Below are 26,787 nucleotides of genomic sequence, written 5' to 3'. Positions count from 1 at the left end.
CGGGGTTACCGGCGGTTCAGCAAATTGCCCGATCTGCGCGGGCGCCTCTTATGAACAGCATTCATCAACATGCCGCGCATTTCGTTCACCCAAGCGTCTATTGCAATAGGGTGAAACGGGGGTGCGACAACCTGCCACAGATGCGGGGCGCAAGGCACACTATGGCAGGGGTTTGCGCCCCGTCTGCACCGTGTCGTTTGCGACTGAATAAGGGTCGTTTTGAGAGGGGGGAAGGCGGCGTTTTGTGCTCAACACATCCAAACAGGCTCGGGCAGACTTTTCTAAAGTTGCCGAAGCCTCAAAGCGTCTCTCATTCGTATCGGACGCGATACGAAAGCTGGCATGGCTGGCTAAAGGAAGCCCGGTCTATACACTTGAACAAGTATTCTTCTCGCAGAGGCGCAGCACATTCTATGCGCGTGGCCAAGGCCCATCCCCGGCGCAAACTGATTCGGCGGGAATAAGGCGTTCGATGTAGGCTATCGTCACCAGTTACGCCGGTTTTGACGGCATTGGTTCCAGCTTGAGAACAAGCAACCGTAAAGAATGACGAAAACAAGGCGGCGCGCTTGGGGCGTTTTTACGGCAGGACTGTCTCTTATAGCGAAACAGTTTCAGTAAGCGCTTTCATAGAGTTGCCGTTGTGCCTTGTTAATTTCCCTTAATACTATGGCGATCCGCTGTTTGGTGCGAAAACCTGTGGGAAACAATGGATGGCTTTGGACCCGCTAAGCCACCTGAATTGCGGCGAAACTCCATATTGTTCCGGCAATTTTCAAACATTTTTCTCTTTGTCCAATCGTATAGCTTGGCTATTCCTATAGGTGCCCAACTGGGGGGCATAAGAAGTCTGTAGGTCACGGGGGCGGCCGCATTGAGCGCATCGAGTATGCGGGAAATGTGGGTACGCCGCGAAAATTGCGACCGTATACACATCGTCACTGGGAAGGTCTTCTTCTCGGTCATGGGCCTTGTGCCGACTTTTCCCCTTCGTTGCAGCAAGCTGCGTGCCGTCTGATCTGGATTTCAGCCAGCGGGGCGCGTGTGAACGGAGGGAGAGACAAAATGATACCTAAGCAACAGGCCCTGCCACTGGCCTTCTGCGTGGCAAGAAATGCCCAAATTAGCCGCTCTGCCGTTCGGCGCTCTATTCGTCAGATTGAAACTGCATTCACTTCCAAGACGGCCGCGTTGCGCGCCGCGTGCAACACCGCTCAGGAGACTTCACAATGATTAGAACACTTGATTTCAACGCGTTTAGCGCAGGCACTATTGTTGACGACGAATACGCAGCTATGGGGGTCACGGTTTCGGCCAGCGGCGGTTCCGGTCAGGCGATGATCTTTGACAGCTCGCACCCCACAGGCGGCGACGAAGACTTGGCGTCCGACACGCTTGAAGGTCTGTTGATCGTTTCCGAAGATGGCGACCAGAGCGATCCAGACGATAATGCGACCGGCGGCAGCCTGTTCTTTGACTTTGATGACATGGTGCGCATGAAGGGCATTACCTTCAAGGACATCGAAGAGACCAGCGGCGAAGGCACCCGTGTCATCTTCTACGACGAAAATGGCGATGTGATCGACAACCACTTTGTCGGGCCCACCGGCGACGGCGGCGAGCAATTCGTGCAGTTCAACGTCCAAGGTGTATCGCGCTTTGAAGTGCGTTTCGAAGGCTCCGGCGCGATCGACAACCTTATCTTTGATGATGGCAAGCCAGAAGGCGGCGGCAACGATGCGCCCGTGGCAGAAGACGATATGCTGGAGGTCGATGAAGACACATCCGGCACCGTTGACGTGCTGGGCAATGACACAGACGCAAATGGCGACACGCTGACCGTCACCATGGCAAGCTGCCCGTTCGGAGAGGTCGTTATCAACGACGATGGCACGCTGACCTTCACACCGGACGCGGATTTCAACGGCGACACCACAATCACCTACACTGTGGATGACGGAAATGGCGGCACCGACACTGGCACCGTGAATGTCACTGTGAACCCGGTGAACGATGCACCCGTGGCAAACAACGACACGGCCAGCACCACCGGCACCGATGCGGTTGTGATCCCGGTTCTGGATAACGACACCGATGTTGACGGCGACACGCTGAGCGTTGCGGATGCCTCTAGCGACGATGGCACCGTAACCATCAACGACGATGGCACCATCACTTTCACCGCCGACGATGGCTTCACCGGCGATGCGACGATCAACTACACTGTGTCCGATCCAGATGGTCTGACTGATACAGGTGTTGTGACTGTCTCTGTGGGTGACGGCGGTTCAACCCGCGACGGCTATGTGGATGGCACGGCGGGCGCAGACCTGATCGACACCGGCTATACCGGCGATCCCGATGGCGACATGATCGACAACGACGACGCGCTGCTGCCCGGTGCGGAAGGCGATGACGACTATGTCCGCGCAGGCGACGGCGACGACACCATCCTTGCGGGCGACGGCGATGACATCGTCGAAGGCGGCGCAGGTTCTGACGAAGTCTATGGCGGCGAGGGTGACGATATGATCACCACCGGCAACGGCGATATCGCACCCGATCTGGGCTACCCGGAAAGCGACAGCGACAGCCTGAGCTTTGACCCCGACGCCGATCCCGAAAACGACCGCGACTATGTCGATGGCGGCGCTGGCAACGACACAATCAGCACCGGCGACGACCGCGACACCATCTATGGCGGCACCGGCGATGATGTGATCAACGCAGGCATCGACGATGACATCGTTGATGGCGGCGACGGCGATGACCGTATCGTCGGCGGCGAAGGCAATGACAGCATCCTCGGCGGCGCTGGCAATGACACGATCTATGCGGGCAACGACCCCGATCTGGGCCTCGACGTGCTCGACATCCCCGATGATATGGACCCGTCGAACCCCTTCACCCCCGACCGTGTCCCGAACAACGGTATGGATACGGTTGATGGTGGGTCCGGCGACGACGTGATCTATGGTGCCGATGACGCTGACATGTTGCGCGGTGGATCGGGCAACGATTACATCGACGGTCAGATCGACGATGATATCATCGAAGGCAACACCGGCAACGACACACTGCTTGGCGGTCAAGGCGACGACAGCATCTCCGGCGGTCAGGGCGACGATATGCTCTATGGCGGCACCGGCGACGACACCCTGCGCGGCAACCGTGACGACGACTATCTCGAAGGCGGCGCGGGCGACGATGTGCTCGACGGCGGCGGCGAGAACGATACGCTGATGGGCGGCGAGGGCGACGATACGCTCCAAGGCGGCCAAGGCGATGATCTGCTCGACGGTGGTGCTGGTGTTGATATCATGGACGGCGGTGCCGATCAGGATACCTTCGTCAATGTGAATGCGGGCGATGATGTCGACGGTGGCAGTGCGGGCGTAGACTATGACACGCTTGACCTGCGCGGCTCTGCGCCTGAGGGCGGCCGCCTAGAGGTTACCTATACCTCTGACGACCGCGAAGACGGTTTTGTTGATTACTTCAACGAAGATGGCAGCGATGCCGGGCGTCTGAACTTTGTCGAGATCGAGAACGTCATTATCCCCTGTTTCACACCGGGCACCAAGATCGCCACGCCAAAAGGCGAGATCCGTGTCGAGGAGCTTCAGGTTGGTGACCGGGTCATCACCCGCGACAACGGCATCCAGACAATCCGCTGGGTCGGCGCACGTGAGATGACCGGGGCCGAGTTCGAAATGGCCGCCCATCTCAAGCCGGTGCTGATCCGCAAAGGCGCGCTTGGCAACGATCTGCCTGAACGTGACATGATGGTCAGCCCCAACCACCGCGTCTTGGTCGCCAACGAGAAAACGGCGCTCTACTTTGAAGAGCGTGAAGTTCTGGTCGCGGCGAAACACCTGACTGGCATGGACGGCATCGAAGTGGTCGAAGTCTCTGGCACCACCTACATCCACGTGATGTTCGACCGCCATGAGGTGATCTTGTCAGATGGCACATGGACCGAAAGCTTCCAGCCTGGTGACATGTCACTGGCCGGTATCGGCGAAGAGCAACGCAACGAGATTCTCGAGCTCTTCCCCGAGCTTGCGACACAGGACGGTATCGAAGGCTATGCCGCCGCTCGCCGTTCGCTGAAAAAGCACGAAGCCAGCTTGCTGGTAAAATAAACCCGCGGGGGCGGGAAGCGATGCAGCTTAGAAACGGGGCGGGTGACCGCCCCGTTTTCTTTTGTGCGTGGCTGATTTGAGCGATTGCGCTACGCGGCCCAGAGGTTCAGGCCCGCCCACTGGCCGATGCGTGTTTTGCTATCTCTGCTGCACCCGCCGCGCGGCCCGATCCTCGGGCGTGTCAAGGTTCAGCCGCGCCTGTTGAAAGGTGCGCGCTTGCTATCTCTGCTGCTCTCGCCAAGCGGCCCAGTCTTCGGGCGTGTCGAGGTCCAGCCGGGCGCGCTGGCCGGACAGGGGCACCAGTTGCATCCGGCTTGCCGCGCCACGTACCACCGCGCGGCCACCATCATCGCCGCTAAGCTGCCTCAGCTGATCAAACAGGGCCGCAGCGAAAATGATCGGATGCCCCGGCGTGCCGTCCTCCGTCGCTGCGCGCCAGATCAAAGTGTCGCTGTTCAAGTCAACCGAGGCGGCAAGAGTGGCAAGGTCGCTGGCTTCCAACTCTGGCATATCGGCCAACATGACCATCGCCGCCGCCGTGCCCCGCGGCAGCGCTGCAAAAGCGCGGCGCAGGCTGGCGCCCATGCCCTCGGCGGCACCCGGCACGGGAAGGGCGGTAACGTCCAGCCCACTGATCGCTGTGTAGCGCGGGTGCGGCGCGGGCGGCAGAGCGACGGTGACGGGGCCGATGCTTTGTGCCAGCCGCGCTTGATGTCGCAGCAGGGGCTGGCCGCCGATGTCTTCCATCAATTTGTCACGCCCTCGCATCCGGGTCGAAGCACCGGCAGCAAGAAGGATCACGGGCAGGGGGCTTGGTGTCATACAGTCAGACTAACGGGGGAAGCGCGCGGGGATAAGACCCTTCTGGCCCGGTGCATCACGAAAGAGAAAAGAACCGGCCCCAAGACCCAAAATTCCCGCTAAGTTGCCGTTGGCACGGCGCTTTTTCGTGCTACCCTTGGGCCATGAACATCAAAAACCTGATCCCGCATACCCTGTTCCGCAAGGCCCGTGAATATTCCCGCAAGCTATGGGTGCGGGTCGTCATCATGGGGCTATTGGCCTTTGTCGCCCTTGGCATGACGCAGCTTTTTGAACCTTTGGTCCCCAAAGAGGTCGCCACACGGCTGACCGGTGAAGCAGCGGACCGATTGCTGCAGATCATCGCAGATGCCATGCTGGCAGTGACGATCTTTTCCATCACCATCATGGTTACGGTCTACCGCGCCACCTCTGCGCAGTTCACGCCGCGCGCGCATCGGTTGATTATCCAAGACCGGACCACGCAGAATACGCTCGCGGTATTCATCGGCGCCTACGTCTATGCGCTGGTCGCGATCATCATGCGCGAGCTGGGCATCTATGTCGATGAGCGGTCTTTCGTACTGTTCCTGACGACAGTGATGGTGCTGGCGATCATCGTGATCTTTCTGATCCGCTGGGTGCTGCATCTGCAAAGCTTTGGCAGCCTGATCGACACCACCCGCCAAATTGAGAGTGTCACCACATCGCTGTTCAAAGAGCGGTTAAAAACGCCCTGCATGGGCGGCCATCCTCTGACCGGCCCCGCGCCTGATGACGCGCGCCCAATCTTTGCACCCGAAAGCGGCTATCTGAAACATATCTACCCCGAAGCGTTGGACCAGCAGGCACGGGATCATGGGGTTGAGATTTATCTTACCCGGCGCATTGGTGACTTCATCTTTGTCGGAGAACCGCTTGTACAAGTAAAACGCTGTGGCGCGCCGCAGGACGAAGACCACGATTGGGACAGTCTTGAGCAAAAGGTTTTTGACACCGTGCAACTGGGCGATCTGCGCACCTTTGATCAAGACCCGCGCTTTGGCCTGCGGGTGCTGGGAGAGGTTGCGTCCAAGGCGCTGTCGCCGGGGATCAACGACGGCGGCACGGCGATCGACGTGATCACCCGCATCGGGCGGATTCTGTCCTATTACTCGGACGAGGCGAAGCCCGGCGGCAAGGTTAATTTGCCAAACCTGCATATCGCGCCGATCTCCTCTGATGCGTTGATTGAAGACGGATTTGGTGCGCTGGCCCGTGATGGCAGTTCGGTGGTCGAAGTGCAGATGGCCTTGCAGGAGGTGCTGGGCGGGTTGATGCATCACCCTGACCCCGGTCTGGCCGTCTCAGCGCGAGCCGCGGCAGAGAACCACCTGCGCCGCGCATTTGAAGACGTGCCCTTTGGTCCGGACCGGGCGCGCATTTGGTCCGCCGCGCGCAAAGAAGTGCGCGAGGCGGTGGAGACCCCAGAATAAGCGGCGCTTAAAGCGGGCGGATCTTCAACTGTGTGATGCGATTGCCGTCCCGGTCCATGACCTCAAAACGGAAGCCGTGGAAGGAGAACACCTGCCCCACGGTGGGGATCATCTGCGCCTCATGGATCACCAACCCGGCGACAGTATTGGCCTCATCATCGGGCAGCGACCAATCGGTGGCGCGGTTCAGGTCGCGGATCGTCATCGCGCCCTCGACCATCAGATGGCCGTCTTCGGATTGTTTTAACGGGTGATCCGCATCGGGGTCGAATTCATCAGTGATCTCACCCACGATCTCTTCGAGAATGTCTTCGAGCGTGATCAGACCCTGCAATGATCCATATTCATCCACCACCAGCGCAAAATGCGTGCGGCGGCGCAAGAATTGGCGCATCTGCTCGTCCAGCGTTGAGGTTTCGGGCACGAAATAGGGTTTCATCACCACGTCGGCCACGTTGAACCCCTTCAGCGCGCCTGCGTCGCCATTGGGGCCACCGATCAGCTTATACATGGCGCGCAACAGGTCTTTGGCGTGGATCACACCGATGATGTTTTCGGGATCATCGCGGAATACGGGCAGACGCGTGTGGTTCGATTGGAGGCATTTTTCCATGATGTCGGTTGGATCAGATGCCGCGTCGATCATCTCGATGCCCGAACGGTGCAGCATGACCTCTTCGACCGCGCGTTCGCGCAGATCAAGCGCGCCCAAGATGCGGTCGCGATCCTCTTTTTCGACAACCCCTTCGGAATGGCCTAGCTGTAGCGCGCCGGCGATCTCTTCGCGCACGGCAAGGATGTTACTGTCGGGGTCAATCTGCACCCCAAAAAGCCGCAGCACACCGCGCACGAAATAGCGCACCGCCGTGACCATCGGCGAGAACAGCAGCACCACGACGCTGATGGGGCGCGAAACAAGTGCCGCGGCTGTCTCAGCATTGGTGATGGCATAGGTCTTGGGCAGCACTTCGGAGAAGACCAACACCAAAAGCGTCATCACCAGCGTTGCCAAGGCCACGCCGCTTTCCCCGAAAATGCGGGTAAACAGCGCCGTTGCCATAGACGCGGCGAGGATGTTGACCAAGTTATTGCCCAAAAGGACCGACCCGATCAGACGCTCGTTATCCTCGGTGATCTTGAGCGCCCGTGTGGCGCCGCGCGACCCTTTGTCGGCCTGTGCGCGCAGTTTGCCACGCGAGGCAGCGGTCAGCGCCGTTTCAGAGCCCGAGAAAAAGCCCGACAAGACGAGCAGAAAAAGGATAATTCCGGTACTGATCCAGAAAGCGGTGTCAAAAAGGGCGGGGCCCGTTTCCATGAGGTCTATTTCCATCCATTATGTGTTGCGAATGTTATGGGCGCAGGGGCTGCGTCATTCAAGGGTCGCAACGGGCAGGGTGGTGTGATGCAGGCGGAAATCAAGAGTGCGGACCTTGGGACGCTGGATGGCCCGATACTGCTGTTTGGCGGGCCGTACTCGAACCTACAGGCGGTGGAGGCGCTGGCGCGTTTTGCCAAGGCACGTGGCATCGAGGGCAGCGCGATGATCTGCACAGGCGACATTGTGGCCTATTGCGGCGCGCCTCGCGAGTGCGTGTCGGCGATCCGTGCGCTTGGCTGTGCCGTGGTGGCCGGGAACTGCGAGTTGCAGTTGGCCAGCGGGGCCGAGGACTGCGGCTGTGGTTTTGCACCGGGCAGCAGTTGCGACATGCTGTCGGGCGCTTGGTACGCCCATGCCGCACAGCAGTTGGACGCGGATGCGAAGGCGTGGATGGGGGCGCTGCCAGATGTGGCCACCTTCGGCCATCAGGGGGAACGCTATGGCGTGATCCATGGCGGTGTGCGCGATGTGGCGCGGTTCATCTGGTCCGAGAGTGCGGAGGCGGTGTTCGAGGAGGAGTGGCAGGCGCTTGAGAAGGTCGTCGGCCCGGTTGATCACATCATTGCCGGACATTCGGGATTGCCCTTTATCCGTGACACCAAGCGCGGGCGCTGGATTAATGCGGGCGTGATTGGCATGCCACCCCATGACGGGGGGCAGCAATCACGGTTCGCAGTGTTGGACGGGGGCGAGGTGACCTTTCAAAGGCTCAGCTATGACGTGGCCGGGGCGGTGGCAGACATGAAGAGGGCCGGTCTGCCGCGCGCCTATGCGCACGCGCTGCAGAGCGGTTATTGGCCATCGGAGGACGTGCTGCCGCCCGGTTTGCGGGTGCCGTCCTTGGCCAGAGGGTGACGCTCCAGCACGAGGTCTGACAGGCGCTCTTCCAGAACATGGGTGTAGATCTCGGTCGTGGCGACATCGGCGTGGCCCAGCATGGTCTGGATCGCGCGTAGGTCGGCCCCATTGGCCAGTAGATGCGTGGCAAAGGCATGACGCAGCGTGTGCGGCGTGACCTTTTCTGGCGGCACACCGCCGGTCACGGCGAATTCCTTGATCAGCAGATAAAATCGATGCCGCGTCAGATGGCCCATCACCCCGCGTGAGGGGAAGAGGTGCCGCGCAGGCGGTTTGCCTTTGGCTTGGGCCGCTTCATCCGCCTTGTCGCGCATCACCAGCCACGCCGCCAGTGCATCGCGTGCGGGTTCCGACAGGGGCACCAGCCGCTCCCGTCCGCCCTTGCCCGAGATCAGTAGCAGGCGTGGGTCGCCGCGCGCGGCGCTGACCGGCAAGCTGACCAATTCGCTGACCCGCATGCCGGTGGCGTAAAGCAGCTCCATCAAGCAGGTGTTGCGCAGCTGATCGGCCAGTGCCCGGCCTGAGTTACGAGCGGCATCCAGCAGCCGGTCAACCTCTTCTTCGGACAGGATCTTTGGCAGGCGTTTATCCTGTCCCGGCCCGGCAATTTGTACCGCCGGGTTATCCTCGCGCAGCCCCTCTTCAAAGGCAAAGCGGTAGAGCTGTTTGATCGCCGACAGACGTCGCGCGCGGGTGGATTTGGCGAGCCCTTGGGCATCGCAGTAAACGAGGTAATCCTCAACTTCGCCCCGGCTCGCCGTGAGGAAATCGTGGTTTTGACGCGCCAGAAAGGCGTCGAAATCCTTGAGGTCTCGGCCATAGGCAAGCTGCGTGTTGGTGGCAGCGCCCTGTTCGGCGGCAGCGGCCTCTAGAAAGCTAGAGATCCAGTGGAAGGTCTGGGTGTGGGACATCATCATTGCTGAAGCAAAACAATCTGCAAGGCGGCACGGCGGGCGGTGTCTTCCAGCCCAAGGGCGCGCAGGGTGGCTAGGGCGTCGCGGAGCGCTGATGTGTCACCACTCGCCCCGTCATGCAAGAGCGAGAGCAGGCGTAAAATCGCCATGCCCAGTTCTTTGTCCCGCGCCAGCGTCATCAGATCGGCACGCGGAGCGGGGTTGGTAAAGGCATCATGGACCGCGGCGGCCAAAGAGGCATCCGGGGCAGGTCCCGCGGGGATGTCGCCCCGCGCCACCGCGCGCAGTAATTCGTCTTCGGGCGTCTTGCCGATGACCCGCGCGGCGGCGGCCTCGTAGTTCGGAGAAAGCAGCGCTATATCCCGCGCCAATGTGGCGGCATGGCCCGCCAGCGGGATGGTCGACAGGGGTTCGGCAAAGAGCGTGGCGAACGCAACCTCCAACGAGGCTTCGCGCATGGCTTCCCATGCAGGGGGCAAGGTCTTGGCAACCGCTTCGGCGCTGCTGCTGCGCAGGGCGGTTTCAAACCGCTGTAAGGCGGCGACACGGTCCCATATCCCCCCTGATGCGGCGGGCTGCCTGTCGGTATAAAGGCCCAGCAAAAGGTTGTCGGGCAAAGCGCCCGCGCGGGTGAGCCGTTCGGCGGCTTCAAGCTGGGCTTTCCACCCGGCGATGTCGCGAAGATCGGCCACCGCATAGGCGCGGGGCAGGATGCTGGAGGGCAGCGGCTCCCCAATGGTTTCAAATAGACGGAAGGTCATCGGGTCCATCTGGCGCGGCACACGCAGCGGTTCAGCGCCTTCGTAGAAATCAGGGTTCAGAAAACGATCAAAGAGTTCAAGCTGCTCTTGCGGCAACAGGCCAAGTGCCTGGGCCGAGCCAAAGGTCAGGGCCGCGTTCTCCCAATTGCCGGCGCGGGCGTTGCAAAAGATGCGCGTGCCATAGTCGCGGGTCAGATGCGGCGCTTTCACAAGGCGTTCGCAAACGCGGTGTTCGGTGCCGGTCAGCAGGGAAAGCTGCATCCAGAGGTCAAAATGCGCGGTCGAGGTGGTGACCCCGGCCTGTTCAATCAGCGACAGCGCCGGATCAAGCGCGCCCAGCTCCATCAGCTTTTGCCCACGCGCCAGCGCCAGTTCATCGCCATTGCGCGCCTCGCCCTGCGGGGCCTGCGCTTCGGCCAGAAGCACGGTGTAAAGCAGCGCTTGGGCGGCAGGTAGATGCAGGTCAGGCAGGTCGCGGATGCGGTCAATCAGCGCGGCGGTGTCGCTGCCCAGCCAGATGTCCCCGCGCAGCCCGGTGACCGATCCGGGCACCAACCCGATCCGGCGCGGCGCACCATCGCCAAGCGGGGTGACCTGCACCTTAGGCGCGAGGGCGGTTTCGGCGATAGGTGGCTCCTCTGCCCGGCCGGGGTTTGGCGGGCGTTTGGGGCGGTTTTCGGGCGGGGATTGCGCGCCGAGCCAGTCGATCACCGAAAGTGGTTGGTCATTGGCAGCGGGGGGCAATTGCTCTGCCGCGCGTTCTTTGCGCGAATCGCGGCCCAGATCGCGGTCTTCGGCGGATTCAGCAAGCAGGGCGCTGGCACTGACTGAGCAGACCAACGCAGCGCAGACGGCCCAGCCGCGTTTTGTTCGGGCGGTTGCCACCCCGTTCAATCCGCGGTCAGTGTAACAGGCTGGCGAGTCTCGATTTGCTCAGGCGAAAAATCCACACCAAAGAAAGGACCGACATAGGCATAGCCCGCCAGCCCGATAAATCCGACAATTAATAGAAATATCAAAAGCTTAAAAAGTTTACCCATGAACCATGCCTGCCCGAAATTCTGCTATTTTGCCAAACTATATATGGCCTTTTGGGCAAGATCACGTCATTCAAAGGAAAATGAGCGGAATTAAGCACAGCATGACCGATGGCGAAGAAACGCCGCCCCGTTACCGTCTGAACAAGACGGTGGCGCTGGTTGGCATGATGGGGGCGGGCAAGACAGCGGTGGGGCGTGCGGTCTCTGCCAAGCTCAGCGCGCCCTTCTTGGACAGCGATGCTGAGATTGAGGCGGCCGCCAATCTCAGTGTGCCGGAAATTTTTACCCGTGATGGTGAGCCGTTCTTTCGCAAGCGTGAGACCGAGGTGATCGCCCGGCTGCTGGCCGAGGAACGTTGCATCCTTTCCACGGGGGGCGGCGCGTTTCTGGCCGAGGTGAACCGCGACAATATCGCGGCTTACGGTGTGGCGCTTTGGTTGGATGCGGATCTGGATCTGTTGTGGAACCGGGTGCGCTATAAAGACAGCCGTCCGCTGTTGCGCACGGCAGACCCCAAGGCCACGCTCGGCGCGCTTTATCGCGACCGGGTGCCGCTTTACCGGCTTGCGGACCTGTCGGTGCGCTGCGATCCGCGTCTGTCGATTGATGCGATGGCCAATCGGGTGATCGACAAGCTGCTGACCCGACCTGACGTTTTGGAGAAGTTGGATGCGTGAGACGGTTTCCGTCGCCCTGCCGGGGCGCGAGTATGATGTGGTCATCGGGCCGGGGCTGCTGGCAGAGGCCGGTACGCTCGTCGCACCCTTGCTGCGCCGCAAGCGTGTGGCGGTCATCACCGAAAGCCGTGTCGCTGCGCTGCATCTAGAGACCCTGCGCGACGGGCTGGCAGCCGAAGGCATTGAGATGTCGGCGCTGGAACTGGCGCCGGGCGAAGGCACCAAGGATTGGGAAAACCTGCAACGCTGCGTTGACTGGCTGTTGGACGCGCAGGTTGAGAGGGGCGATATCGTCGTGGCTTTTGGCGGCGGGGTGATCGGCGATCTGGTGGGTTTTTCCGCCGCCGTGTTGCGCCGCGGGGTGCGGTTTGTGCAGATCCCCACGTCGCTGCTGGCGCAGGTCGACAGCTCTGTGGGCGGCAAGACCGGCATCAATGCGCGACAGGGCAAGAATCTGATCGGCGCTTTCCGCCAGCCGAGCCTTGTGCTGGCAGATACCGAGGTGCTGGGCACCATGCCCGAGCGCGATTTTCTGGCGGGCTATGGCGAAGTGGTCAAATACGGGCTGCTGGGCGACGCTGCTTTCTTTGATTGGCTCGAAGCGCAAGGCCCGGCAATGGCGGCAGGCGATATGGCTGCGCGGGTCGAGGCGGTGCGCCATTCAGTGCAAATGAAGGCCGACATTGTTCAGCGCGACGAGACAGAGCAAGGCGACCGCGCGCTGTTAAACCTTGGCCATACGTTCGGCCATGCGCTGGAAGCGGCGACGGGCTACTCTGATCGTCTGCTGCATGGCGAAGGCGTGTCGATCGGCTGTGCGCTGGCCTTTGAACTCTCGGCGCGTTTGGGGCTGTGCCCGCAAGAAGACCCAAGCCGGTTGCGTGCGCATCTGGCGCAGATGGGGATGAAGACCGACCTGCGCGACATTCCCGGTGATTTGCCGGACGCCGAAGAATTGCTGCGGCTGATGGGGCAGGACAAGAAGGTGGTCGATGGCCGGTTGCGCTTTGTTCTGGCGCGGGGCATCGGGCAGGCGTTTGCCGGGGCTGAGGTCGACAATGCCGACGTGCTGACCCTGCTGCGCGACGCATTAGCCGCGCGACTGTGATCCGCAGCGGGCGTGGCCCGGCGGTTCCCATCGTCTGATCTGTTTGGTTTCGGGGGCGTTTAAAAAGGGCGGCGCCGCCAAATCGGATGTGTGAGACAGGCGTCACCCTGCATGTCTGAACGTCTCGACATGGCCCCCAGCTGGAGCCTCTGATCCTAGTGCCAAACATATAACTGCCCGGCGGGTATCGCGATGGGGAGGGTTCTATTGCGGCAAGGTTAAGCGAGGATAACGCCAGCGGCCGCAGAGGGTGGGCAGGGCGCAACAGCGCCCCGCCGAATGTTCTGCGCTTGTTGGCTTAGAACGGGATTTCGTCGTCGAGGTCACGGCTGCCGCCGCCACCGCCGCCACCATTGCCGCCGCCGTAGTCGTTGCCACCGCCGCCTTGCGAGGAGGGGCCACTGTCATAGCCGCCGCCGTAGTCATTGCCACCGCCGCCACCACCGTAGCCGCCACCACCGCCACCGCCGCCCGAGCCGCCGCCGGGACCGTCGAGCATGGTCAGCGTTCCGCCAAAGCCTTGCAACACAACTTCGGTGCTGTAGCGGTCTGCACCGGACTGGTCCTGCCATTTGCGGGTCTGCAACTGGCCCTCAATATAAACCTTGGAGCCCTTCTTGAGGTACTGCTCGGCGATGCGCACCAGACCTTCTTGGAAGATCGCCACCGAATGCCATTCGGTCTTTTCCTTGCGCTCACCGGTGTTGCGGTCTTTCCATGTCTCGGAAGTCGCGATGCGCAGGTTGCACACTTTGCCGCCGTTTTGGAACGACCGCACCTCGGGGTCGCGCCCGAGGTTGCCGATTAGGATCACTTTGTTCACTGAGCCGGCCATCTTGCCCCCTCGTTTATCATTGCTGTGTCATTGCTCAGGGCGCGAATCCGACCGCGCCCAATTCGGCTGTTTATATCGTGGTTATCTGCCGGATGACACCGGCATTCCCATCTGCGCGCGCATCCTTGTGCCCCGCCAAGCTGGTGGTGATGCGGGTCTAGCGCACGGCGCGGTTTTAGGTATACTGCGTCCGATGCAACGGCAGGGGGCAGGTAGATGCGAAAGACAGGACTTGTGGCCAGTTTGGCCGCGGTAGGTTTGGCCTCAGTTGGGATGATCGCAATGGGCGCGGCGCCAGCCGCAGCTGATATGTTCGCTTCCAAGAACCGCGCGGGGTTATTTGCCTCGCAAAAAAACATCCTCGATAACCGCGCGTCCAAGCAGTATTCGGCCTCTGTTCGTCTGCAACCGCCCAAGGTTGTCACCCCAACGAAATGGGACGTGCCAAAGTATAACGGATCCTACAAGGGCGCCTACCTTGGCGCGGCCAGCGATGCGGCCACGCGCCATGGTATCCCGGTTGATCTGTTTTTGAGGCTGGTTCAGCAGGAAAGCGGGTGGAACCCCAAAGCTTTGTCGCACAAGGGGGCAATGGGGCTGGCGCAGTTGATGCCGCAAACCGCACGCGCGCTGCGTGTTGATCCGACCGACCCGGCACAGAACCTTGAAGGTGGGGCGCGCTATCTGAAGATGCAGTACCGTGCCTTTGGCAGTTGGGAGCTTGCATTGGCCGCCTACAACGCCGGTCCGGGTGCTGTGAAGAAATACGGCGGCGTGCCACCCTATCAAGAAACGCGAAATTACGTTAAAGTGATCTCTGGCAGCTAGGCCTTAAGATAAGCGCGTTTGACGGTTATTAAGCCGGATGGCGCCTATCTTGGCACGCCATAGACGACACCCTCGGGAACCACCGGGGCATTTGTGGTGTTCTCTGATCAGAACCTCTTGCAGCGGGATTGGCCCGCCGCAGAGACGGAAAAGATCGTAGGAGAACAATATGTTCACGAATATGAAAAAGATCGCCCTTGCCGCTGGCGTAAGTGCAATCGCCCTGAGCGGTTCTGCTTTTGCGGCCGAGAAGATCATGGTCTCGAAGATCGACGTTGAATCCTCTGTCGCCGCCTCCACGGAGAGCAACGGCATGGATTTCTATCCTGACCTGGAAGAAGACCTGCGCGCCGAAGTCGCACAGCGCGTGCCACTGAGCAGCGATGGTGCGGACCCACAAATCAAAATCGACATCCGTAAGATTGCTCTTAATGGTTCGACCATGCTGCCCGACAGCAAAGAATTCAACCAGTTGGAAGGTGTCGTTGATATCACAAGCCCAACTGGCGAAAGTGCCGGCCTGAGCTTTCCTGTGATGATTTCGGCCTATAGCGGTGATGAAATCGCACCCGAAGGCTATGTCAACGTGCAGCCGACAGAGACTGAATTTTACGTGGCGCTTGTGTCGACCTTTGCCGATGTCGTGGCCGAAGGTCTGGCAAATGTGAACACAGCGGGCTCGCCTGTCGACCCATAAATCCGGGTAGTACAAACGCTGGCACCACCTCAGGCCGTTCCCCCCCTATGTCGGCCTGAGTAAAAAGGCGCGGTTCTTTAGAGCCGCGTCTTTTTGTGTTTACTCCGCCGCGGTGTCGACCTCGATCACCGGCTCCATTTCAGCGAATTGCTGGGCAGAGAGGTGACATTTGATCTGATGCCCATCGGCCATCGTGACCATCGGCGGCACCTCACGCTCGCACAGATCGCCAGGCACCTGGGATTTCCAACGGCAACGGGTCTGGAAGGGGCAACCGGGAGGCGGGTTCATCGCGGAAGGTACGTCACCTTCAAGCACGATATGCTTTTTCTTCACCTTGGTATCGGCAATTGGCACGGCGCTCAGCAGCGCTTCGGTATAGGGATGATAGGGGGGCGAGAAGACCTGATCGGTGGTGCCAAGTTCAACCACATGGCCCAGATACATCACCATCACCCGGTCCGACAGATAGCGCACGATCGACAGGTCGTGGCTGATGAACAGTAGCGTCGTTTTCTGTTCGCGCTGAATTTCCATTAACAGGTCCGTCACCGCCGCCTGTACCGAGACATCGAGCGCCGAGACCGGCTCATCCGCCACGACGATCCGCGCATCCCCGGCAAAGGCCCGGGCAATGCCGACGCGTTGTTTCTGCCCTCCTGAAAGTTGGCGCGGCATACGGGTCGCGAATTCACGCGGCAGTTTCACCAGATCGAGCAGTTCCAGCATGCGCTGCTTGCGCTCTTTCTCGTTCTTACCGATGCGGAAGATTTCCAGCGCCCGGATGATCTGCCGCCCGACGGTCATTGAAGGGTTGAGCGTGTCGAAGGGGTTTTGGAACACCATCTGCACATCGGCGACGTTCTTGGTGGTGCGCTTGTCGATGGGCACGCCCCCGATGTCTTTGCCGTCGAGATAGATGTGCCCTTCGGTCGCCGTCTCTAGTCCCATCAACACCTTGGCGAAGGTAGATTTGCCACAGCCCGATTCACCGACGATGGCAAGCGTCTCACTCTCGTGAGCCTCAAAACTTAAGGATTCGTTGGCTTTCACCACCTTGGTATTGCCGCCGCCAAACATGGCGTTCGCCGCGACCTGATAGTATTTTTTTAGCTTGTCCATTTTGAGGACGACTTCACCCACGTCGCCCTTTTCCTTGACCTCGGCCAGTTCCAGCGGTGCCTGCCAGTCGATCTCTTGGAAGCGGATGCAGCGGGTTTCGTGCCGGTCATTTCCGGGCACGCTTTCCATCGGGATAGGCGCGGCATCGCAGCGGCCGGGCAGGAAATAATCGCAGCGGGGGCCGAAGTTGCAACCGGGCGGGCGTTCATGGGGCAGGGGGAAGTTGCCGGGGATGGCGACGAGCGGGCGCGCGTTCTTGTCAGCGCCGGGCAGCGGGATGGATCGGAACAGCGCCTGCGTATAGGGGTGCTGCATCTCGTCGAAGACATCGTGGATGGAGCCTTTCTCCACCGCTTCGCCAGAGTACATCACGCAGATGCGGTCGCAGGTTTCCAGCACCAGCCCAAGGTTGTGAGAGATGAACAGCATCGAGGTGCCGTACTTCTTGCCCAGATCCTTCACCAGATCCACAACCGCCGCTTCGACGGTCACATCGAGCGCGGTGGTCGGCTCATCAAGGATGAGAAGCGAGGGTTCGGACATCAGCGCCATAGCGATGACGATGCGCTGCTGCTGCCCACCGGAAAGCTGGTGCGGATAAGCCTTCAGTATGCGTTCTGGGTCGGGGAGTTTGACATCGGTGACCACCTGCAAGGCACGCGCATGGGCTTCTTTCTCGCTCATGCCCGCGTGGATCATCGGCACTTCCATCAGCTGTTTGCCGATCCGCATGGCGGGATTCAGGCTCGCCATCGGCTCTTGATAGATCATGGCGATTTCACTGCCACGGATGTCGCGCAGTTCCTCGGCGCTCATCGTGCTTAGATCGCGGCCTTTGAATTTGATCGAGCCGCCGACGATGCGGCCATTACGGCCCAGATCCTGCATCACGCCCAGCGCGACGGTGGATTTGCCACAGCCGCTTTCACCCACCAGTCCCACGGCTTCGCCCGGTTGCACGACCACGGAGAAATCCATCACTGCGGGGATCTCTCGCAGCCGCGTGAAAAAGGAAATCGACAGGTTGTTGATCTCAAGAATTGGGCCGTCGTAATCAGTTTTTGGCATTTGTCTCTCCCAGTCGGGGGATCAAAAGGGTCCGGGAGGGTCGCGCCCCCCGGAGGATGTTTCTTAGTCGCGCAAGGATTCTTCGCGCAGGCCGTCAGCCAGCAGGTTCAAGCCCAGCACGAGGCTTAGCAGCGCCAGCGCAGGTGCAATGGCCGCATGCGGATAAAGCGACAGTAGGCGGCGGCCTGCGTTGATCGTGCTGCCCCAATCCGGGCTTTCACTTTCCAGCCCAAGGCCGAAGAAGCCCAGCGTGCCCAGAAGGATCGTGGTATAGCCGATGCGCAGGCAGAAATCGACGATCAGCGGACCACGCGCGTTGGGCAGGATTTCCCACAGCATGATGTACCACGGGCCTTCGCCACGGGTCTGAGCGGCGGCCACATAGTCGCGCGTCTTGATATCCAGCGCGAGGCCGCGCACGATGCGGAACACCGTGGGCGAGTTCACGAAGACGACCGAGACAAAGACCACCAGCACGCCGGCATCGATATCGAAGAGGTCAATCATGCTCGGCAAGCCGGGGATGCGGTAGGTGTCTGTGGCCACGATCGCGCCGTCGGTGGACACCAGCGACAGGTACAGCCAGCCGACAATACCGAGCACCACGATCAACAGCGGCGTGCGGAAGGACGGCTGCGTGTAATAGCGTGAGTTCAGCAGCACCGCGAGGAAGATCAGCGGGAAGATAAACAGGAACACGGCCATATAGTTCGGGATGCCGGTCAGCACGATCTCGGGCGTGACCAACAGGTAGAACAGCAAGATTACCGGGAAGGCGAGGATCAGGTTTGCCAGAAAGCTAAGGAGCGTATCGAGCCGCCCGCCGTAGTAGCCCGCCGGCAGGCCCAGCGTGATCCCCACCATAAAGGCAAAGAGCGTCGCTAAGGGCGCGATTTGCACCACAACCCATGAGCCTTTGATCAACCGCGAGAAGACATCGCGTGCAAGGTTATCACCGCCCAAAAGGAACCACGGGTATTCGCCTTCGTCGGGGCTGCGCAGTGGGGTGCCGGGCAGCTTGTTCTTCATTCCCGAGGTTTGGCTGAGGCTGTCATGGGTCACCAGCAGGTCAAACAGGCCACCGAAGATGCCGGTAAAGACCCAGAACATCACGATGGCAAAGCCGATCATGCCAACGGTGCTGTCGAAGAGTTTGCCGTAGAGGCCGAGGCGGCGTTTGAAGTGGATAGAGACGGCAAAGGTCAGGATCAGCGCGATCCAGACCGGCAGCATTTGCTGTGACATGCCGCCGAAGATACCCGCGCGCGGCCCCATGAAGGCACCGGCGATGATATAGATCAGCAGCACCAGCACCAGCAGCGCAAAAAGCAGGATGACAGCGCGGTTCAACCCGCCCGCCAGCCCGCCACGTCGCGCGACGGTGCCATCGGGGTTGATCTCCTGCGCGTCACTGGCAGGCAGGAAGGAAACGACGATCTGCGCCGCGACAGCCAAGGCCAGCATAACGCAAAGGCCGAAGAAAACGATGTTGAGCCCTGCAAGAGACCCGGTCCATGTCAGTTGTTCCATGTCCATGCTCCCTTAAGAAATGCGAATGCGCGGGTTGAGGAAGACGTAGCCGATATCGGAGATCAGCTGCGTCACGAGGACAACGATGACCGATACGACCGAGACCGCGAGCAGCAGTTCGATATCATTGTTGGCCGCAGCCTGTACCAGAAGCCAGCCGAAGCCCTTATAGTTGAACAGGGTCTCCACGATCACCACACCGTTCAGCAGCCACGGAATTTGCAGCATGATCACCGTAAAAGGTGCGATCAGCGCATTGCGCAGCGCGTGTTTTAGCACGATTTCCGAGAACTTGACCCCCTTTAGCCGCGCGGTGCGGATGTATTGCGCGGTCATCACCTCGGTCATCGAAGCCCGCGTCATCCGCGCGATATAGCCCATGCCATAGAGCGAGATCGTCAGCACCGGCAGGAAGAAGTTCCAGAAGTTGGCGTCTTTCATGGCTGAGGTCGCGGAGCCCAGAAAGAGCGTCTTGCTATCGATCCAGCCCCATTCGGCCAAGAGCGGCGACAGGCCAAAGCGCGAAGAGGCCAACACGGCGATGAAGATCACCCCCGAGACATATTCCGGCGTCGCCGTAGTGGCGATGGAGAAGGTCGAGAGCGAGCGGTCCAGCTTGCTGCCTTCGCGCATCCCGGCCAAAACGCCGACGATCAGCGCCGAGGGGACCATCAGCATCAACACCCAGAACATCAGTTTGCCCGTCAGTGCGAGACGGGTCAGGACGGTTGCGCCCACGGGTTCCTTGAAGACGGTGGAGAAACCCCAATCGCCTTGCAGAATTCCGCAGCGGGTGGGGCGGTCCTCTACCGGGGTGCCAGCGGCAAAACAGCGACCAAAGGTTTCATCCGGGTTTTCGCCCTCCGTTACCCAGCCGGGCAACACGCCAAGCCATTCGCCGAACTTGTCGACCGTGGGTTGCAGATAGCCGCGGCTTTCGAGGTAGCTGGTCACGGCTTCGTCCGACATGCGGAAGTTGCCTTGGGTTTTGGCGAGTTTTTCGAGGTTCGGATAGAGATTGGTCAGCCAGAATACGATGAACGTCAGGCACAATGCCGTCAGCAACATCACACCCAGCCGGCGCAAAATAAATAGTCCCATGTGGTCCCCTGTAGCAGGGTCGGGCGGTGACTTGGCCCGACGATGCGGCCTTTTTGGCCTTTTTAATTTGTGCGGCGCCATGACGGCGCCGGTTCTGTGTTGGGCGGATCTTTGCCGCCATGTTGAACTATGTCGCTCCGGTCGCAGGGCAAGGCCTGTTTAGCGGCGCTTATTCGTTGTTCTGGCCGCGCCTTGGCAGATCGGTTCAGCCATGAGGCATAGAAATTGGCCGCGCGTCAACATTCCGCTGCGGAGCTGGGACGAGTTTTTGCGACATGGTTTGGGTCTAAAAACGACATCACCAGCGCTCTTACCGCAGTTTGCTGGGCGGCAGACCGCTGTGTTGCTGCATAAAGCGGGTGAAATAGGCGGCAGATCCAAACCCCAGTGATGCGGCGATCTGGGCGGCGGTTTGATCGGTCTCACCCAGCAGTCGCCGGGCGGCGTGGCAACTGTGCTCGCTCAGTAACTCGGCAGCGGACTTGCCCGTGGCTGCTTTGACGGCGCGGGTCAGATGGGTCGGGGTGACGCCCAGTTCCGCTGCGTGGTCCGCCATGCTGCGTCCCTTAGGGTGGCGCCTAGCGACCAAGGCGCAGAACCGCGCGCTGAGCCTGATGCCTGCTTTGGGCCGGGGAAGGACGTGCTCATCTTGAATGAGTTGACGGCGCAGCCAGACTGACATCAGTGCCGCCTGTGCCTCTACCGCATCTTGCTGCAGCGGGCGGTCTTGTTGCATCTCGCGCTGTGCCTGCTCGATTAAAGCCGACAGTTCTGATTGCGCCTGCACCTCGCGGATACGCAAGTGGCGCGGGACATCGGGCAAATGTAATGTGCTGTCTTCGGGGATCAGCACCGCGTGGCCCACGCATTGATAGCCTAATTCCATCGCAAAGAGCGACCGTGCCGGTATCCAAAGCGCGTTGTGCGGACCAAGACCACGGCGCTGTCCATCAAGCAAAAGCCGCCCTTGGCCACGGGTGATCCAGATCAGCAGATGGTGGTCGCGGTCATGGGCGAGGGTCAGCCGCCAGTCTTGCCCGGCAGAAAGCTGGGCCAGCGTGAGAAGCTGTATCTGCGATTGTTGCACGCGGGCCTTTCGTTAAGAATTTAGAACCCGAAGGGTCATTCTTACACGTCAGGCTATTCGATGTTCGTGATATTGCAAGTGTTTGGAATGGCAAAAAACTATTCAGGCGTCACCCGATGCCAGTCGGCCATTTTGCTCCGCATCCACGTTCGTTGACGTTTTGCAAAGCGGCGGGTGGCCACAACGGCGGCTTCGCGGGCGCGGTGAAGCGGCCACTCCCCCTCCAGATGGCGTATCAGTTCCGGCACGCCGATGGCGCGATGGGCGGGGAGGGAGGGGTCGTAGCGCGGGCGCAAGTCGGCAACCTCCTCCAGTGCGCCTTGCTCGAGCATCAGATCAAAGCGCTGCGCGATGCGGGCGTTGAGCCAATCGCGCTCCACGTCGAAGACAATCGGCAGACAGTTCGCGAGCGGCAAAAGCGGCGCGCCGGTATCGCGCTGCCAGTCCGACAGGCCGCGGCCAGTCGCTTGCCACACCTCCCAGGCGCGTTGCACCCGCGCGCGGTTGCGCTGGTCGATGCCAGCGGCGGTTTCAGGGTCTAGCTGCGCCAGCAAGTCTTCGAGCGCCATGTCGTCGCCTTGGGCGCGGACCTCGGGCGGGGTCTCCGGTATCTCGGCCAAGCCTTGGGTCAGAGCCGAGAAATAAAGCCCGGTGCCGCCGGTGATGATCACACGTTGATCGCCGCTGAGCAGGGGGGCAACCTCACGCAGCCAATGGCCGGTGGAATAGGGCGCATCCTCGGACAAATGACCATAAAGCAGATGCGGCGCACGGGCTTCTTCCTCTGGCGAGGGGCGGGCGCTGATGATGCGCAACGGCTTATAAACCTGACTGGCATCGGCGTTGACGATCACACCGCCCTGCGCCTCGGCGATGGCCAGCGCAAGGGCGGATTTACCGCTGGCGGTCGGCCCGGCGATGAGCACCGGGCGCTCGGGCGGCAGCCCTTGCAGCAGCGCGTCCATCTGGGCCTTGGGAATATCCGGCATTTCTTTGCGTCTTCCTTACGTCTCGCATTGAACCTTGGGCGTATTTGCGACATTTTGGCGCGAAATGAAAACCCTTCACCGCCGCAAGGCTCAAATCTCCCCCGGTTGGTGAAATAATAAGGTGTGCCCGATGTCCCAAGACACCCCCCAAGTCTCCTTTAACCGCGTGATGCTGAAGATTTCCGGGGAGGCGCTGATGGGTGACCTCGGCTATGGCCTGCATCCGCCAACCGTTGAACGCATTGCCCGCGAAGTGCAAACCGTACATTCGCTCGGCGTCGAGATCTGCATGGTCATCGGCGGCGGCAATATCTTTCGCGGGCTGCAAGGCTCGGCCCAAGGCATGGAGCGGACCACGGCGGATTATATGGGCATGCTTGCCACCGTCATGAACGCTCTGGCGATGCAGTCCGCGCTTGAGGGGCTGGGCATCCATACACGGGTGATTTCGGCCATCACGATGAACGAAGTGGCCGAGCCTTACATCCGCCGCCGTGCTGTGCGCCACCTTGAGAAGAAGCGCGTTTGCATCTTTGCCGCAGGCACCGGCAACCCCTATTTCACCACCGACACCGCCGCGACCCTGCGCGCCAATGAGATGTCTTGCGAGGCCATCTTTAAGGGCACCAAGGTCGATGGGGTTTACGACAAAGACCCGGCGAAATTCGACGATGCAAAACGCTATGACACGGTGAGCTATGACGACGTGCTGCAAAAGCGGCTTGGCGTGATGGATGCCTCTGCCATCGCACTGGCGCGCGACAACAACCTGCCGATTATCGTATTTTCATTGGATGAACCCGGCGGGTTCAAGGGCATTCTGGCCGGGCAGGGCACCTATACCCGCGTCGGCTAAACGCGAAATGCACCGCAGGTGATCGTCCTACGGCTGGACGATCCGCTTAAGGCCGCCGCGGCTCTCTTGGGGTCGCGGTTGGCGCATGGTGGCGAAGTAATGGGCAGTTGTGAAAGCGCCGCGCCACCGTTAGAAAGCCGTAACGCAAGGAAACAACAAGCAGGCCTCGCCATGTCAGACGAATTTATGCTCGATACCGATGATCTTGAACGGCGGATGAACGGCGCAATTGCGTCGCTTCGGACCGAGTTCGCATCGCTGCGCACAGGCCGCGGCTCGGCCTCTATGCTTGAGCCGGTGATGGTTGAGGCCTACGGCCAGATGACCCCGGTGAACCAGGTGGGCACCGTCAACGTGCCAGAGCCGCGCATGGTCACGATCAACGTTTGGGACAAAGGTCTTGTCGGTAAGGTTGAAAAAGCCATCCGTGAAAGCGGTCTGGGCATCAACCCGCAGCTGAACGGCACCATCATCATGCTGCCGATCCCTGAGCTGAACGAAGAGCGCCGCACCCAGTTGACCAAGGTTGCTGGCCAGTATGCTGAGCACGCCCGCGTTTCGATCCGCAACATCCGCCGCGACGGGATGGATCAGATCAAGAAAGCCAAAAACGACGGCGCGATGTCCGAAGATGACCAGAAGATTTGGGAAGGCGAAGTGCAGGACCTGACCAACCGTTTCATCACCCTTATCGATGACCAGCTTGAGACGAAACAGGCCGAAATCATGCAAGTCTGACCCGCGCTTTTGCGCAGGGACATAGAACTTGAAAGAAAAGGTCGAGACATGAGCACCGCCGAAATTCAGCCCAAGACAATTCCCGGCGGGCCACGCCATGTGGCGATCATCATGGACGGCAATGGCCGTTGGGCCACCCAACGCGGGCGGCCCCGGCTGTTTGGCCACCACGCCGGTGCCAAGCGGGTGCGCGAAATCGTTGAGGCCTGCCCCGACGTGGGGGTGGAATATCTGACGATCTTTGCCTTCTCGACCGAGAATTGGAAGCGCACGCAGGTCGAAGTGGCGGGGCTTATGTCTCTGTTTCGGCGCTATATTTCCAAGGAAATGCGCAGCCTCAGCGAATATGGCGCGCGCGTTCGGTTCATCGGGGACCGCGACCGGCTGGATGACAAGCTCATCAAGCTGATGGGAGAGCTTGAGGCCCATACCGCGCATAACACCCGCATCAATCTGACGATTGCACTGAATTACGGCGGCCGCGATGAGGTGGCCCGCGCCACGCATCGCTTGGCCCAAGATGTCGCCAGCGGCAAGCTTGACCCCGATAGCGTGGACGAAGAGACCCTGCCGCGCTACCTCGATACCCATGTGCTGCCCGACCCCGATCTGGTGATCCGCACCAGCGGCGAGGCGCGGATTTCGAACTTTCTGCTGTGGCAGTCGGCCTATGCGGAATATGAGTTTATCGACACGCTGTGGCCGGACTTTACGCGTGAGGAATTTGCCCGGCTTTGCGCCGCTTATGGCGGGCGTGACAGGCGGTTCGGTGCGGTCAAGACCTGAGGAGACTTGCGATGAAATCACCTGAACAATGGTCCGACCTGCGGGCGCGGATGCTGTCGGCTAGTGCCATGATCCTGATTGGTCTGCTGGGCATCTGGCTGGGCGGTGTGGTGTTTCATCTGCTGGTGGCCTTGATCTGCGGCATGATGGTCTGGGAATTGGTCGGCATGCTGCGCGGGCCGGGAAAGGCTGAATCTTGGCAGCTTGGGCTGGTAACGGGCGTGGCGGTATTGGCGTCTGTCTATCTGCCGGTGGGCTTTGGCCTGCCGCTTCTGCTGGCGCCCGCGCTTTTGGGTTTTGCCCTCCTGACCGCCAACCGCACGTTATACATGAGTTTTACCGCGCTGATCCTGCTAGCGGGCTTTGGTCTGATCCAATTGCGCGATGACATGGGCTTTGGCTGGCTGATGTGGCTGGTGCTGGTGGTCGTGGTCACCGATGTGGTGGGCTATTTCGCCGGTCGCGCCATCGGCGGGCCGAAATTCTGGCCCAAGGTTAGCCCCAAGAAAACATGGTCCGGCACCGCTGCTGGCTGGGTCGGGGCGGCGGTTGTTGGGCTGATCTTTTCGTTCAACACCGGCTTTGGGTTCCAGCTCGTTGGCATCTCGGTCGCGCTGTCGATGGCCTCGCAAATGGGCGATATGGCGGAATCGGGGATGAAGCGGAAGATGGGCGTCAAAGACAGCTCGGCCCTGATCCCCGGCCATGGCGGTCTGCTGGACCGTTTCGACGGGATGCTGGGCGCTGCTGTATTCTTGCTAATCGTCGGGCCGCTGATCGGCTTCCCTCCGGGCCTGAATTAACCCGATATGCCACGCAAAATTTCGATACTGGGGGCCACTGGGTCCATCGGTCAGAACACGATTGATCTGATCCGGCGCGCGCCTGACGCCTATGACGTGGTGGCGCTGACCGGCGCGGGCAATGTAGCACAGCTGGCAGCGGACGCGAAAGCGCTGAACGCTGATGTGGCCGTGACCGCCCGCGAAGACCTGTTGGGTGATCTACGCGACGCGCTTAGCGGCAGCGGGATTGAAGCCGCCGCTGGGGCAGAGGCGATTACCGAGGCAGCATCGCGTCCGGCGGATTGGACGATGTCGGCCATCATCGGTGCCGCGGGGCTTGCGCCCGGCCTAGCCGCGCTGCGTCAAGGCGGCACGCTGGCACTGGCCAACAAGGAATCGCTAGTCAGCGCCGGGGCCCTGATCATGGGCGAGGCCCAGCGTCACGGCGCGACGATCTTGCCGGTCGACAGCGAGCATTCCGCTGTATTCCAAGCGCTGGTGGGCGAGAATATGGCTTCTGTCGAGCGCGTCATCATCACCGCCAGCGGCGGGGCGTTTCGCGATTGGCCGCTTGAAGATTTGCGCAATGCGACGCTTGACCAAGCCTCGAACCATCCCAACTGGGACATGGGTCAGCGCATCACCATCGACTCGGCCTCGATGTTTAACAAAGCGATGGAAGTCATTGAAACGCGGGAGTTTTTCGGCGTCTCGCCAGAGGCTATCGAAGTGCTGGTGCATCCGCAGTCGATGATTCATGCGTTGGTGGGATTTTGCGATGGTGGGCTGATGGCCCATGTCGGCCCGCCCGATATGCGCCACGCGATCGGCTATGCGCTGCACCACCCGCAGCGGGCTCCTTTACCGGTGGAGCGGCTGGATCTGACCAAGATCGGACGGTTCGATTTTACCGCGCCTGACGACGCCCGCTGGCCCGCGCTGCGCCTGGCGCGGGAGGTTATGGCAGCAGGTGGCTTGATGGGCGCGGTCTTTAATGCGGCCAAGGAGGTTGCGCTGGATGGCTTCATCGCCGGGCAGTTGCGCTTTACCCAAATGGCCGAAATCGTCGAAGAGGTGTTGGACGCGCGCGCCTCTGACGCGTTTTTGGGTCGGGGCAGCGACGATATGACACTTGATCTGGTGGGCAAAGCCGACCATCTCGCACGTAAGGCTGCTAAGGCCGCAATTCAAAAAAGGGCAGGGTAGCA

General features: G+C 60.6%; 23 protein-coding genes. 12 read left to right on the top strand and 11 right to left on the bottom strand.

The annotated features are described in order from the left end of the window. Positions 1 to 1,229: 1,229 nt before the first annotated feature. Positions 1,230 to 4,145: a Hint domain-containing protein gene (locus WNY61_RS04080; protein ID WP_342850176.1), complete on the top strand. Its 2,916-nt coding sequence runs from the start codon at positions 1,230 to 1,232 to the stop codon at positions 4,143 to 4,145. A 219-nt stretch (positions 4,146 to 4,364) separates the two neighbouring features. On the opposite strand, the gene WNY61_RS04075 is transcribed toward WNY61_RS04080, so the two are convergent. Further along, positions 4,365 to 4,967, bottom strand: a complete 603-nt coding sequence (locus tag WNY61_RS04075; RefSeq protein ID WP_342850175.1) for a nucleotidyltransferase family protein — start codon at positions 4,965 to 4,967, stop codon at positions 4,365 to 4,367. A 143-nt stretch (positions 4,968 to 5,110) separates the two neighbouring features. Here WNY61_RS04075 and WNY61_RS04070 point away from each other — a divergent pair, with 143 nt between their 5' ends. Beyond that, entirely contained in the window at positions 5,111 to 6,421 is a 1,311-nt protein-coding gene (locus WNY61_RS04070; RefSeq protein WP_342850174.1) for a DUF2254 domain-containing protein, read from the top strand. A gap of 7 nt (positions 6,422 to 6,428) precedes the next feature. On the opposite strand, the gene WNY61_RS04065 is transcribed toward WNY61_RS04070, so the two are convergent. Then, complete coding sequence (locus tag WNY61_RS04065) at positions 6,429 to 7,736, bottom strand: HlyC/CorC family transporter (RefSeq protein ID WP_040701516.1); 1,308 nt, start codon at positions 7,734 to 7,736, stop codon at positions 6,429 to 6,431. Between the two features lie 87 nt (positions 7,737 to 7,823). Here WNY61_RS04065 and WNY61_RS04060 point away from each other — a divergent pair, with 87 nt between their 5' ends. Beyond that, positions 7,824 to 8,654, top strand: a complete 831-nt coding sequence (locus WNY61_RS04060; protein WP_342850173.1) for a metallophosphoesterase family protein — start codon at positions 7,824 to 7,826, stop codon at positions 8,652 to 8,654. Here the strand turns inward: WNY61_RS04060 and WNY61_RS04055 are convergent. From WNY61_RS04055 to WNY61_RS04045, 3 genes are read right to left on the bottom strand one after another with little or no spacing between them, the layout of a single operon-like run. Then, positions 8,591 to 9,574 (bottom strand): tyrosine recombinase, encoded by a 984-nt coding sequence (locus tag WNY61_RS04055; protein ID WP_342850172.1) that lies wholly within the window; start codon positions 9,572 to 9,574, stop codon positions 8,591 to 8,593. The two genes, WNY61_RS04060 and WNY61_RS04055, sit on opposite strands and share 64 nt — an antisense overlap. After that, a complete protein-coding gene (locus WNY61_RS04050; protein ID WP_342850170.1) occupies positions 9,571 to 11,217 on the bottom strand; it encodes a hypothetical protein in 1,647 nt (548 codons plus the stop codon). The genes WNY61_RS04055 and WNY61_RS04050 overlap by 4 nt, the downstream gene beginning before the upstream one ends. A gap of 5 nt (positions 11,218 to 11,222) precedes the next feature. Then, a complete protein-coding gene (locus WNY61_RS04045; RefSeq protein ID WP_342850168.1) occupies positions 11,223 to 11,372 on the bottom strand; it encodes a hypothetical protein in 150 nt (49 codons plus the stop codon). Between the two features lie 80 nt (positions 11,373 to 11,452). Between WNY61_RS04045 and WNY61_RS04040 the strand changes: the two genes are divergently transcribed. Both WNY61_RS04040 and aroB read left to right on the top strand, forming a co-directional pair. Continuing rightward, positions 11,453 to 12,049, top strand: a complete 597-nt coding sequence (locus tag WNY61_RS04040; protein WP_342850167.1) for a shikimate kinase — start codon at positions 11,453 to 11,455, stop codon at positions 12,047 to 12,049. Beyond that, a complete protein-coding gene (gene aroB, locus WNY61_RS04035) occupies positions 12,042 to 13,157 on the top strand; it encodes a 3-dehydroquinate synthase (RefSeq protein WP_342850166.1) in 1,116 nt (371 codons plus the stop codon). The genes WNY61_RS04040 and aroB overlap by 8 nt, the downstream gene beginning before the upstream one ends. A gap of 298 nt (positions 13,158 to 13,455) precedes the next feature. Here the strand turns inward: aroB and ssb are convergent, their stop codons facing one another. Continuing rightward, a complete protein-coding gene (gene ssb / locus WNY61_RS04030) occupies positions 13,456 to 13,992 on the bottom strand; it encodes a single-stranded DNA-binding protein (protein ID WP_342850165.1) in 537 nt (178 codons plus the stop codon). A 282-nt stretch (positions 13,993 to 14,274) separates the two neighbouring features. On the opposite strand from ssb, the gene WNY61_RS04025 reads away from it, so the two are divergent. After that, positions 14,275 to 14,820, top strand: a complete 546-nt coding sequence (locus WNY61_RS04025; protein WP_342850573.1) for a lytic transglycosylase domain-containing protein — start codon at positions 14,275 to 14,277, stop codon at positions 14,818 to 14,820. 169 nt (positions 14,821 to 14,989) lie between these two features. Continuing rightward, positions 14,990 to 15,517, top strand: a complete 528-nt coding sequence (locus WNY61_RS04020) for a hypothetical protein (protein WP_342850164.1) — start codon at positions 14,990 to 14,992, stop codon at positions 15,515 to 15,517. A gap of 99 nt (positions 15,518 to 15,616) precedes the next feature. On the opposite strand, the gene WNY61_RS04015 is transcribed toward WNY61_RS04020, so the two are convergent. From WNY61_RS04015 to miaA, 5 genes are all read right to left on the bottom strand, one after another. Continuing rightward, a complete protein-coding gene (locus WNY61_RS04015; RefSeq protein ID WP_342850163.1) occupies positions 15,617 to 17,707 on the bottom strand; it encodes an ABC transporter ATP-binding protein in 2,091 nt (696 codons plus the stop codon). Positions 17,708 to 17,770: 63 nt separating this feature from the next. Continuing rightward, positions 17,771 to 19,237: an ABC transporter permease gene (locus tag WNY61_RS04010; RefSeq protein WP_342850162.1), complete on the bottom strand. Its 1,467-nt coding sequence runs from the start codon at positions 19,235 to 19,237 to the stop codon at positions 17,771 to 17,773. Positions 19,238 to 19,249: 12 nt separating this feature from the next. After that, positions 19,250 to 20,338, bottom strand: coding sequence for an ABC transporter permease (locus WNY61_RS04005; protein ID WP_339638040.1), 1,089 nt, complete (start codon positions 20,336 to 20,338; stop codon positions 19,250 to 19,252). A gap of 310 nt (positions 20,339 to 20,648) precedes the next feature. Then, on the bottom strand, positions 20,649 to 21,425 hold the full coding sequence (locus tag WNY61_RS04000; RefSeq protein ID WP_342850161.1) for a helix-turn-helix transcriptional regulator: 777 nt from the start codon (positions 21,423 to 21,425) through the stop codon (positions 20,649 to 20,651). A gap of 98 nt (positions 21,426 to 21,523) precedes the next feature. After that, complete coding sequence (gene miaA, locus WNY61_RS03995; RefSeq protein WP_342850160.1) at positions 21,524 to 22,414, bottom strand: tRNA (adenosine(37)-N6)-dimethylallyltransferase MiaA; 891 nt, start codon at positions 22,412 to 22,414, stop codon at positions 21,524 to 21,526. Positions 22,415 to 22,544: 130 nt separating this feature from the next. On the opposite strand from miaA, the gene pyrH reads away from it, so the two are divergent. The 5 genes from pyrH to dxr all read left to right on the top strand — a co-directional run bounded on the left by pyrH (position 22,545) and on the right by dxr (position 26,785). Then, the gene (pyrH, locus tag WNY61_RS03990; protein ID WP_120351215.1) at positions 22,545 to 23,270 is read left to right on the top strand and encodes a UMP kinase; all 726 of its coding nucleotides are present in this window, start codon (positions 22,545 to 22,547) and stop codon (positions 23,268 to 23,270) included. Positions 23,271 to 23,441: 171 nt separating this feature from the next. Then, a complete protein-coding gene (frr, locus tag WNY61_RS03985) occupies positions 23,442 to 24,008 on the top strand; it encodes a ribosome recycling factor (RefSeq protein WP_007120421.1) in 567 nt (188 codons plus the stop codon). A 48-nt stretch (positions 24,009 to 24,056) separates the two neighbouring features. Further along, a complete protein-coding gene (gene uppS, locus WNY61_RS03980) occupies positions 24,057 to 24,794 on the top strand; it encodes a polyprenyl diphosphate synthase (protein ID WP_342850159.1) in 738 nt (245 codons plus the stop codon). Positions 24,795 to 24,805: 11 nt separating this feature from the next. Continuing rightward, complete coding sequence (locus tag WNY61_RS03975) at positions 24,806 to 25,597, top strand: phosphatidate cytidylyltransferase (RefSeq protein WP_342850158.1); 792 nt, start codon at positions 24,806 to 24,808, stop codon at positions 25,595 to 25,597. 6 nt (positions 25,598 to 25,603) lie between these two features. Next, the gene (gene dxr, locus WNY61_RS03970; RefSeq protein WP_342850157.1) at positions 25,604 to 26,785 is read left to right on the top strand and encodes a 1-deoxy-D-xylulose-5-phosphate reductoisomerase; all 1,182 of its coding nucleotides are present in this window, start codon (positions 25,604 to 25,606) and stop codon (positions 26,783 to 26,785) included. The last annotated feature ends 2 nt before the right edge of the window (positions 26,786 to 26,787 follow it).

Source organism: Sulfitobacter sp. AS92 (assembly GCF_038900015.1).
Taxonomy (GTDB): Bacteria; Pseudomonadota; Alphaproteobacteria; order Rhodobacterales; family Rhodobacteraceae; genus Sulfitobacter.
This window is presented reverse-complemented; position numbering and strand designations above follow the sequence as displayed.

Bases quoted from the DNA above. Each gene is read 5' to 3' on its own strand.
- aroB (WP_342850166.1), top strand. From the start codon at position 12,042: ATGCGTGAGACGGTTTCCGTCGCCCTGCCGGGGCGCGAGTATGATGTG.
- WNY61_RS04025 (WP_342850573.1), top strand. From the start codon at position 14,275: ATGGGCGCGGCGCCAGCCGCAGCTGATATGTTCGCTTCCAAGAACCGC.
- uppS (WP_342850159.1), top strand. From the start codon at position 24,057: ATGAGCACCGCCGAAATTCAGCCCAAGACAATTCCCGGCGGGCCACGC.
- pyrH (WP_120351215.1), top strand. From the start codon at position 22,545: ATGTCCCAAGACACCCCCCAAGTCTCCTTTAACCGCGTGATGCTGAAG.
- WNY61_RS04080 (WP_342850176.1), top strand. From the start codon at position 1,230: ATGATTAGAACACTTGATTTCAACGCGTTTAGCGCAGGCACTATTGTT.
- miaA (WP_342850160.1), bottom strand. From the start codon at position 22,414: ATGCCGGATATTCCCAAGGCCCAGATGGACGCGCTGCTGCAAGGGCTG.
- WNY61_RS03975 (WP_342850158.1), top strand. From the start codon at position 24,806: ATGAAATCACCTGAACAATGGTCCGACCTGCGGGCGCGGATGCTGTCG.
- WNY61_RS04060 (WP_342850173.1), top strand. From the start codon at position 7,824: ATGCAGGCGGAAATCAAGAGTGCGGACCTTGGGACGCTGGATGGCCCG.
- WNY61_RS04045 (WP_342850168.1), bottom strand. From the start codon at position 11,372: ATGGGTAAACTTTTTAAGCTTTTGATATTTCTATTAATTGTCGGATTT.
- ssb (WP_342850165.1), bottom strand. From the start codon at position 13,992: ATGGCCGGCTCAGTGAACAAAGTGATCCTAATCGGCAACCTCGGGCGC.
- WNY61_RS04020 (WP_342850164.1), top strand. From the start codon at position 14,990: ATGTTCACGAATATGAAAAAGATCGCCCTTGCCGCTGGCGTAAGTGCA.
- dxr (WP_342850157.1), top strand. From the start codon at position 25,604: ATGCCACGCAAAATTTCGATACTGGGGGCCACTGGGTCCATCGGTCAG.
- WNY61_RS04065 (WP_040701516.1), bottom strand. From the start codon at position 7,736: ATGGAAACGGGCCCCGCCCTTTTTGACACCGCTTTCTGGATCAGTACC.
- WNY61_RS04015 (WP_342850163.1), bottom strand. From the start codon at position 17,707: ATGCCAAAAACTGATTACGACGGCCCAATTCTTGAGATCAACAACCTG.
- WNY61_RS04010 (WP_342850162.1), bottom strand. From the start codon at position 19,237: ATGGAACAACTGACATGGACCGGGTCTCTTGCAGGGCTCAACATCGTT.
- WNY61_RS04040 (WP_342850167.1), top strand. From the start codon at position 11,453: ATGAGCGGAATTAAGCACAGCATGACCGATGGCGAAGAAACGCCGCCC.
- WNY61_RS04075 (WP_342850175.1), bottom strand. From the start codon at position 4,967: ATGACACCAAGCCCCCTGCCCGTGATCCTTCTTGCTGCCGGTGCTTCG.
- WNY61_RS04070 (WP_342850174.1), top strand. From the start codon at position 5,111: ATGAACATCAAAAACCTGATCCCGCATACCCTGTTCCGCAAGGCCCGT.
- WNY61_RS04055 (WP_342850172.1), bottom strand. From the start codon at position 9,574: ATGATGATGTCCCACACCCAGACCTTCCACTGGATCTCTAGCTTTCTA.
- frr (WP_007120421.1), top strand. From the start codon at position 23,442: ATGTCAGACGAATTTATGCTCGATACCGATGATCTTGAACGGCGGATG.
- WNY61_RS04005 (WP_339638040.1), bottom strand. From the start codon at position 20,338: ATGGGACTATTTATTTTGCGCCGGCTGGGTGTGATGTTGCTGACGGCA.